The sequence below is a fragment of the Acinetobacter sp. SK-43 genome (genome assembly GCF_015351505.1).
In the GTDB taxonomy this organism is placed as follows: domain Bacteria; phylum Pseudomonadota; class Gammaproteobacteria; order Pseudomonadales; family Moraxellaceae; genus Acinetobacter; species Acinetobacter junii.
This window is the reverse complement of sequence record NZ_JADKPY010000031.1, coordinates 34203-42718: the sequence shown is the minus strand read 5'-3', so window position 1 is coordinate 42718 and position 8516 is coordinate 34203. Positions and strand designations below refer to the sequence as shown.

At 39.3% G+C, this 8516-nt stretch carries 8 protein-coding genes and 2 pseudogenes; 1 reads left to right on the top strand and 9 read right to left on the bottom strand.

Annotation, left to right across the window (positions count from 1 at the left end; genetic code table 11):
- Window positions 1–330: 330 nt before the first annotated feature.
- From IRT38_RS07595 to IRT38_RS07555, 9 genes and pseudogenes are all read right to left on the bottom strand, one after another.
- Window positions 331–984: pseudogene (locus IRT38_RS07595) on the bottom strand (IS5 family transposase); the annotation flags it as partial.
- A 158-nt stretch (window positions 985–1142) separates the two neighbouring features.
- Window positions 1143–1757, bottom strand: a complete 615-nt coding sequence (locus IRT38_RS07590) for a thiol:disulfide interchange protein DsbA/DsbL (RefSeq protein WP_194597355.1) — start codon at window positions 1755–1757, stop codon at window positions 1143–1145.
- A gap of 113 nt (window positions 1758–1870) precedes the next feature.
- Complete coding sequence (locus IRT38_RS07585) at window positions 1871–2815, bottom strand: copper resistance protein B (protein ID WP_194597354.1); 945 nt, start codon at window positions 2813–2815, stop codon at window positions 1871–1873.
- A complete protein-coding gene (locus IRT38_RS07580; protein WP_194597353.1) occupies window positions 2802–3140 on the bottom strand; it encodes a hypothetical protein in 339 nt (112 codons plus the stop codon). Before IRT38_RS07580 ends, IRT38_RS07585 begins: the two co-directional genes overlap by 14 nt.
- Window positions 3127–4938, bottom strand: a complete 1812-nt coding sequence (locus IRT38_RS07575; protein WP_194597352.1) for a copper resistance system multicopper oxidase — start codon at window positions 4936–4938, stop codon at window positions 3127–3129. The genes IRT38_RS07580 and IRT38_RS07575 overlap by 14 nt, the downstream gene beginning before the upstream one ends.
- A gap of 47 nt (window positions 4939–4985) precedes the next feature.
- Complete coding sequence (locus tag IRT38_RS07570; protein ID WP_194597351.1) at window positions 4986–5333, bottom strand: hypothetical protein; 348 nt, start codon at window positions 5331–5333, stop codon at window positions 4986–4988.
- 200 nt (window positions 5334–5533) lie between these two features.
- Window positions 5534–6463: pseudogene (locus IRT38_RS07565) on the bottom strand (IS5 family transposase).
- 7 nt (window positions 6464–6470) lie between these two features.
- Window positions 6471–6722, bottom strand: a complete 252-nt coding sequence (locus IRT38_RS07560; RefSeq protein WP_151211842.1) for a ferrous iron transport protein A — start codon at window positions 6720–6722, stop codon at window positions 6471–6473.
- Between the two features lie 11 nt (window positions 6723–6733).
- The gene (locus IRT38_RS07555) at window positions 6734–8014 is read right to left on the bottom strand and encodes a cation transporter (RefSeq protein ID WP_194597350.1); all 1281 of its coding nucleotides are present in this window, start codon (window positions 8012–8014) and stop codon (window positions 6734–6736) included.
- A 90-nt stretch (window positions 8015–8104) separates the two neighbouring features.
- Between IRT38_RS07555 and cadR the strand changes: the two genes are divergently transcribed.
- Window positions 8105–8515, top strand: coding sequence for a Cd(II)/Pb(II)-responsive transcriptional regulator (gene cadR, locus IRT38_RS07550; RefSeq protein ID WP_092621670.1), 411 nt, complete (start codon window positions 8105–8107; stop codon window positions 8513–8515).
- Window position 8516: the final 1 nt, after the last annotated feature.

Below are 8516 nucleotides of genomic sequence, written 5' to 3'. Positions count from 1 at the left end.
ATAATCAGCGAAGAATTCAAAAAGGCTTGGATTTTAAGACACCAAATCAAATGGCAGAAGACTTTTATTGGTTAGCTGCCTAGAATCTCCCAAGTGAAAGTCTCCTGCTAATTCAGCACACATCAGATCCTCTAATTCTGATTATTGCAGGTAGGACAGGTTTTTGGGTAGGAAAGAAAATTAATGAACAGATTGAAGTACTTCAAAGTATATAAAACATACAGGCTTTAATTTAAAAACAAGCTCAATATGACCACAGGACAATGCTATGTTCACGAGGCTTTGTTGCACAAAGATTTGAAATGCAAAGCGCCCCTAATTGAGCTAAATTTAAGGCGTAACTTGGGTAAGTGGTCGACCTAATTCCGTAAATCTGTTAAGGACTGCTACACGTGCATGGATTTCATTCACTTGGCTATCAAAACTCCTTGCACTGAGTTTATCTCCTAATAATTTGATGCAATGCATCTGAGTTTCAACCAAACTTCGCCGATGATAGCCTGACCATTTTTTCCATAGTGTCCTGCCTAAACGTTTAATTGTTCGAAGTAATTCATTTCGCTCTAGCGAGCTACTCTTTGTATCTTTCCATTGTTTCGCATTTTTTCTAGGTGGAATCACCGCATGCCCTTGCCGATCTGCAATGACCTGACGGCATTGCTTGGTGTCATAAGCTCCATCGGTATAAACAGAGTCAATCCGCTCATCTTGTGGAATCTGATTAAGTAAATCACCAAGCACCTGTGAATCACTGACATTATTGGTTGTAAGCTGAACTGCTCGTATTTGTAGGGTTTTAGCATCTATACCAATATGAAGTTTACGCCATTGGCGACGATATTCAGGTCCATGTTTCTTGCGTTTCCATTCGCCCTCACCTAGAAACTTCATGCCTGTTGAGTCCATGAGTAGATGCAGCCCATCGCTACTTTTTTGGTAGCTGATTACAATATCAATATGCTTTTGTCTTCTACAAAGCGTGTTGCAGATGCAGCTCTTATTCCGAGGAATTTTACACTGGTATCGCCCGCCGATAGAAACACCAGATCCGGCAGTCAGGACGTAAATAACCATTTCTCCAGTTTAAATAAAAAAACCTGCAGATTCGATGCAGGTTTTTTTTAGAGATAATCAATCGCGTCTTATTTGGCTTTACGCTCTTTCTCGATCAGGTAATTCACCACCTGAATGACTTTGGCATCATTACCCTGCACAATATATTTACCATTCACGGTCACTGCCGGAACACCACTTAACTGATACTGAGCAGCCAGATTTTTGGCTTGGGCAATTTTTGACGAAATCGGGAATGATTTATAAGTCGTGTTAAATTTCTCTTCAGAAATACCATAACGGGTATAGAACTTGGCCAATTGCGCCTGTTCTAAAATTGGACGCTGCTTGTCATGAATATCATGGAATAATTGTAAATGTGCTTTTTGACGCACACCCAATGCTTCAGACACATAATAAGCACGCGCTGCCTGCTCCCAGAGTGGATTCATTGCAGCCGGCGTACGTACAAAACGTACATCTTTTGGTAATTTTTTCAACCAGCCCTGCATATGTGGTTCAAGCGCGAAACAGTGACCACAGCCATACCAGAAGAATTCACGTACCTCAATTTTGCCCGGTTTTTCGACTTTGACTGGTTTTGCAACCACCTGATAGTCCTGACCTGCCACAAAATTGGCCATAGCACTACCTGAAAAGGCCAAAACAGATGCGGCAACAGCACCTAAAAGGAATTTTTTCATTGGGATTATCGTCCTTTAAATCATAAGGATGCAAAATAAGTTAACATTTTGCTTCCGGCCACATTAAGCTAGAGTTTTATTTAAATGAAGCTATTTAGTAATCATTAGATTAATTAAAATCTAAACCTAACACCAGCTCCATATAACCAACCTTTCTCAGAGTTTGATTCTATTTGCCACAACGTTTCATCATTACCTTTTGAATACTCATAGGCAATGTCGATATACGGCATGATCTTTTTACTGATTTCATAGCGAGTTTCAAGCCCTGCGGTTGCACTGCTTAAACCAGTTTTTTTCGCATATTTAGAGTCATCACTAAAGATCGCATCCAACTCTAAATAAGGTTGAATAATCAACTTTTGCGTAATCAGAAAATCACGTTCCGTTTCTAGGCTAAAGCCCGCATAACTGTCTTCTCCTGCATAGAGATAAGCATCAGTTTCAAAGAAATATGGTGCCATACCATGTAAGCCAATCACTGCATCAACATTTTCTTCGGTGTCTTTGCGATGATCATCGAGTTCAACTTTTTCACTGCGATAACGTGCACCAATCTGTGCATCCCAAAAGTCTGAAATCATACGGCTATATAAAAGTTTGGCATCATAATGTGCATCATGCGATTCTTCTTTATCGGCATGAATTTTAATAAAAACCTTATTTTCATCTGTGCCAATACGGGTTTCAAACTCTGACTTTAAACCGCCTGTGCCATCTTCATTGACAAGCCACTTATTGTCCACTGTCGTAATCGCATAAATTTGCGCACCGTGTTCTGAGCGATGATCATAATGCGAACTCTGCTGAGCATTCGCATCTGGTACATGATGTAAATGATTAACCGTAGATGTTGCCTGATGTTGTGCCTGATTCATTTGGCTATGGTTCATTTGAGAGCGATCCATTTGCATCGGCTGATTTTGACTAGAAGATGTAGCAACTGTCATTTTTTCAGGCGCACTATGATCTTCACCATTATGTGCCAAACTCACTGCACTGACCATCAACAAAGAGCTTGCTAAAACAGTTTTAGAAAAAAGATTAATGGTGCGCATGTTGATCTCCTTTCTGTACTTTTTGATCTTGCTGTTTCTCTGTTGATTTGTGATGCATTGGCTGTTGACCTGCATGTTGATGGTTCATCGGTGCTGAATGTGCAGCATGATTCATTTTCCCCATCATCTGCATGTGTTGTACATGCTCTTGTGGAGAATGCTGTGAATGATCCATCTCAGACATCGCTTGATGATTCATTGATGGTACATTTTTTCCATCAGTCTGAGCAGTTGAATGATGCCCTTCGTGCGCCAAACTTAAGCTTGTTAAACTCAATACCGCAACAGAAAAAAACGCTTTAAATACAAAATTAGTGATGTGCATGTCCAGCTCCTTTTTGCTCAGTTACTTGGTGAGTTTGAGTCGAATTTGTACCTTGAATTGGCGTTGTAGACACTTGTTCATCGCTAACATTTGCCACGATCAACTTGTTCATCATTCCTGCACTCATGTGATACAACAAATGACAATGGATTGCCCATTCGCCCAACTCATCCGCAGTTAATAAAGCAGTCACTGTTTTACCCGGTGGTACAATCAATGTGTGTTTATTCGGCATATCTACCGACTCTTGACCATTCTCCAACTGCATAAACATGCCATGTAAATGCATGGGGTGCGCCATCATACTGTCATTAATAAATTTGATACGGATACGCTCGCCATACTTCACTTTTAATGGCTCAGCATCGCTGAATTTTTTACCGTTAATCGTCCAAATATAACGCTCCATAGTACCGCCCAAACGCACTACTAATTCACTGCTAGCTTCACGAGTATCTTTTTGCGGTTCTAAAGATTTTAAATCACTATATTGCAAGGCTTTATTGCCCGCAGGTGTAGATGCATTTGCCCAACCATAAACCACTTGATCATTTTCTTGTGGTTTTGCTGTGCCATGCTGTGAATGATCCATTTTCGAGTGATCCATGCCTTGCATATCGCCATGGTTCATTTTTGAATGATCCATTTTCGAGTGATCCATGCCTTGCATATTGCCGTGGTTCATTTTCGAATGATCCATTCCTGCATGATCACCGCCACCATGTCCCATATCTTCCATGGTCAAAAGTGAGCGTGGACGTGGTGCAGGCATATGAATGCCATGTTTCATAGGATTTAATTCATTGTGCAGTGTACCAATCGCATAGCCTGCACGGTCAATTGACTCAGCTTCAATTTGATAATGTCCGCCTTTTGGCTCCACAATCACATCATAAGTTTCAGCTGTGCCAATACGAAACTCATCCACAGCAACAGGTTTTACAGGCTGACCATCAGCACTGACCACAGTCATTTTCAAGTTAGGAATACGGACATCGTAGAAAGACATCGCAGATGCATTCACAAAACGTAGGCGAATTTTTTCATTCGGTTTAAACATTCCTGTCCAATTTTGTTCAGGTGTTTTGCCATTAATGAGGAAGGTATAACCTGTAACATCCGACATGTCGGTTTTTAGCATACGCATCTGATTCCACATTTTGCGGTCAGACCATGTCGCTTTTATGCCATCACGTTTAACCTGCTTCCAAACATCACCCAAGGTTTCACGCTGATCTTGATAATATTCAGCTGAAATTTTAAGATCTTTCTGAATTTGATCACTGGTTTTTTCATGAAAATCTGACAACATCACCACATAGTCACGTTCAGCTTTTTCATGTGCTGCCAATGGTGTTTTACCTTTTGGATAAATCACAAAAGAACCATATAAGCCGTCCTGTTCCTGTCCTTTAGAATGAGCGTGATACCAATAAGTCCCGCTTTGGCGAATCTTGAATTTATAAACATACTCGCTTTGAGGCTTAATACCGTTAAAACCATTAAATCCCGGTACACCATCCATAATGCCCGGCAACAACAGTCCGTGCCAATGAATAGAAGAATCTTGGTTTTTTAAATTATTTTTCACGCGAATGATGGCTTCATCACCCTCTTCAAACTCAAGCAAAGGCGCAGGAAATTGACCATTTACGGTAATGCGCTTTACAGGCTTTCCAGTTGGGCTGACCACTGCTTCATCAATAACAAGCTGATATTCACGCACTTCGGCAAAAACCAAAGGCGACGATGCAAAACAAATACCTGCTAATAGGTACGAACTAATTTTATGAGACATAACTTAACCTTAATTTTTGAAAAATAAATAAATTTTAAAAAAATTGGTTAAGTTTTAGGAGGACGTGAAATTTCTTGCCAATACCCATTTAGATATTGGTTGGAGTAATAAAAATTAGGCTGATCTATAGAATAGAAGGTATCTAGGGGATCTAGCGAGCTTTGCAAAGAATGAAGACATGAGATCTGTGTCTGGCAGGATAAGCTAGAACATTCCTGACACTTTTTGTGATCTATATTCTGATTAAGAGCTAAATGATTATGGCAATCGGTATTCGTCTGTACTTCGTGATTAATACCATGTTGAGTGACTTGCTGTGCTTGATCTAAACAATGATCTTGGCTCATTTCAGTTTGCATATTGATATGCATTATCTTTACTGATGCAACAGACACACTACTCCATCCTATGGCAAAAACCATAAGAAAACAAAACCAAAGTTTTTTGGAGAGATGAGTCAACACGAATGCTATCTAGGAATAGAATTTAATCCAAAATTTCTTAACGGAATTTTCAAATATTTACAACTCAATATAATTTAGTGGCTTTGTTGCACAAAGATTTGAAATGCAAAGCGCCCCTAATTGAGCTAAATTTAAGGCGTAACTTGGGTATGAGGACGCCTAATTCTGTAAATTTGTTCAATACGGCTATGCGTGCATGAATCTCATTCACCTGACTAGAAAAACTCCTTGCTGTTAATTTATCACCTAATAGTTTGATGCAATGCATCTTGGTTTCAACTAAACTTCGACGATGATAACCAGACCATTTTTTCCAAAGCGTTCTTCCTAAACGTTTAACTGTTTTCAGTAACTCATTCCGCTCTAAAGATCTCAATTTCTGATCTTTCCATGGTTTTGCATTTTTTCTTGGCGGAATGAGCGCATGTGCATCTCGATCTAGAATGACTTGTCTGCAGTGCTTCGTGTCATAAGCACCATCGGTATAGACCGAATCAATTCGTTCATCTAAGGGAATTTGAGCAAGTAAATCACCAAGCACCTGTGAATCACTGACATTATTGGTTGTAAGCTGAACTGCTCGTATTTGTAGGGTTTTAGCATCTATACCAATATGAAGTTTACGCCATTGGCGACGATATTCAGGTCCATGTTTCTTGCGTTTCCATCCCCTCACCTAGAAACTTCATGCCTGTAGAGTCCATGAGTAGATGCAGCCCATCGCTACTTTTTTGGTAGCTGATTGCAATATCAATATGCTTTTGTCTTCTACAAAGCGTGGTGTAATCTGGAGCTATCCAATTTAATCAGCAAAGTTTAATCAGACTTTGCACAAAGCCAGTGACCATACGTAAAGACAGACGGAATAAGGATTTAATCATTAAGCAGCATTGGATGGCTGCGTCGGAGTAGGTTTGATTTCGCCCTTGTTTGCCTTTTGATGGCGCATACCATTGCGTAGCAGGATCAAACCAAATGGCAATATTTCCGCGACTCATGAGTGCTCGGTTATATGCTGGCCAATTGGTTGTGCGGTAGATTTTCTGTGTAGGCTTCTTCATTTGAAAATTATATCGCTGAAAAACCCTTTACAGATAGGTTTGTGCAACAAAGCCATGCGAATCTTGAAGTTTCAATTTGAACTAAAACAGGATCTCCGCCAAAAACACCTTTAGCGAGTACTTGTAGAGTTTCACCCTCTCTAAAACCTAATAGTTGGAGCCGTTCCAATATGGGATCAGTGGTATGACTGTATTGATTACCTTTTTTGAGATCTCTAATTTTGACGATCTGATTTTGTTTAACTTGAAATAGATTCATTTTCGATACTCTTACTTCAAAGCCAAAATCTTTCGAGCACCATTAAGCACGAATAAAGAAACCAGGATGCCAATGATTAAGTCTGGGTAAGCTGATCCCGTCCACGCCACGAGTACACCGGCAAATATAACGCCCATATTTACGACAACGTCATTCGCCGAGAAAATCCAACTGGCTTTCATATGTGCGCCATCTTCTCGATGACCAGAAATAAGATATAAGCATGTCACGTTAGCTATAAGTGCGAGCAGGCCAATAACAATCATGAGCGTTGATTCTGGCTCGCTTCCAAACATGAATCGTCTAATGACATCAACAATCACGATAACAGCAAGTAATAACTGAATCCAACCTGCGAAATGGGCTGCTTTTATTTGATATTTCGCAGCTTTTCCGACGGCATATAGCGCAATACCATAAACGGCTGCATCGGCAAACATATCTAGAGAATCAGCAATCAATCCTGTAGACGCAGCAATAATACCGCTGATGAATTCTATAAAGAAAAGTAGAGCATTAATACCTAATAACAGTTTAAGTACTTTAGCTTGTCTCACAGGATCAGGTTCATTAGGTATATCGCCTGAAGAAAGCTGTGTTTCATCAAGTTTCGCCCCAAAACCCAGTCCTTCGAGTTTAGCCGTAATTTGCTGAATCCCTTCATTATGGAAGACTTTCAGTTTTCGATTGGGAAGATCAAAAGTAAGACCTTTAACTGCTTCAATATCTGCAAGAGCCATACGGACCATTTGCTCTTCAGCAGAGCAATCCATTTTAGGAATGGTGTAGGTACTTGTTTGCTTAGCCTGTTGATTGCTTATATAAGTTTCAGTCTTCACAAGCTTTGCACCAAAACCCAAAGCTTCAAGTTTGGTGGTTATATTTTCATCTTTTTGATTATGTAGAACCTTTAAAGACCGGTTAGGTAAATCAAAGATGAGTTTTTGAACACCATCAATTGAAGATAGCGCCATACGAACCATCTGTTCTTCCGCAGAACAATCCATTTTGGGAACTAAGTATTCACTCATGTAGTGCGAATCTTTTAAAACGTTTTCAGTGCTTAAATTTTCTTTGGGATCAGAACCACAACAGGATTGAGCGGTATCTTCACAACTGTTTGAAGTGTTACAGCAAGGAGATGAAGATTTTTCTTCTTCCTCTTCACCACAACAGCTAGGCGTATTATCACAATTCTTTGAATTGCTTGCTTTTGCAATTGATGGATGATTTTCTTGTTGAGATTTCTTATCTTCGCATGGTGTTTCTTTACTACATCCACAGCCACTCATAGTTATACCCATTAAAAAAATTTATAAACTTTGAATATTAGAATCCCTATAGTTACTATAGAGTCAAGATTTTTTGGAAATACCAACTCAATGCATTTAAAAATTGGTGAACTCTCTAAAAAAACCTCATGTTCAGTATTAACAATTAGGTTTTATGAAAAGGAAGGTTTAATTCCGAAACCCGAAAGAACGGAAGGAAATTACCGCCTTTACGATATAGGCTATGTTGAGCGAATTAAGTTTATTTTGAATTGCCGAACTTTAAATATGAGTTTGAATGAAATTCGTCAATTACTCACCTATAAAGATAATCCCAAGAAAAATTGTTCAGATGTGAATGAATTAATTGACTTACATGTCAGTGCTATCAGAGAAAATATAATCAAGCAACAAAAGCTTATTGAACAATTATCTGATTTAAGAGGTACTTGTGATGGCTTATGTACAATTGACCAATGTGGAGTTTTAAAAAATCTGGCACTGTTGCAAATAGAGATTTGAG

What these genes read in the sequence shown, in the direction of transcription:
- IRT38_RS07590 (WP_194597355.1), bottom strand. Translation starts at nt 1,757, where the DNA reads ATGAAAAAATTCCTTTTAGGTGCTGTTGCCGCATCTGTTTTGGCCTTT.
- IRT38_RS07585 (WP_194597354.1), bottom strand. Translation starts at nt 2,815, where the DNA reads ATGCGCACCATTAATCTTTTTTCTAAAACTGTTTTAGCAAGCTCTTTG.
- IRT38_RS07580 (WP_194597353.1), bottom strand. Translation starts at nt 3,140, where the DNA reads ATGCACATCACTAATTTTGTATTTAAAGCGTTTTTTTCTGTTGCGGTA.
- IRT38_RS07575 (WP_194597352.1), bottom strand. Translation starts at nt 4,938, where the DNA reads ATGTCTCATAAAATTAGTTCGTACCTATTAGCAGGTATTTGTTTTGCA.
- IRT38_RS07560 (WP_151211842.1), bottom strand. Translation starts at nt 6,722, where the DNA reads ATGAATCTATTTCAAGTTAAACAAAATCAGATCGTCAAAATTAGAGAT.
- IRT38_RS07555 (WP_194597350.1), bottom strand. Translation starts at nt 8,014, where the DNA reads ATGAGTGGCTGTGGATGTAGTAAAGAAACACCATGCGAAGATAAGAAA.
- cadR (WP_092621670.1), top strand. Translation starts at nt 8,105, where the DNA reads ATGCATTTAAAAATTGGTGAACTCTCTAAAAAAACCTCATGTTCAGTA.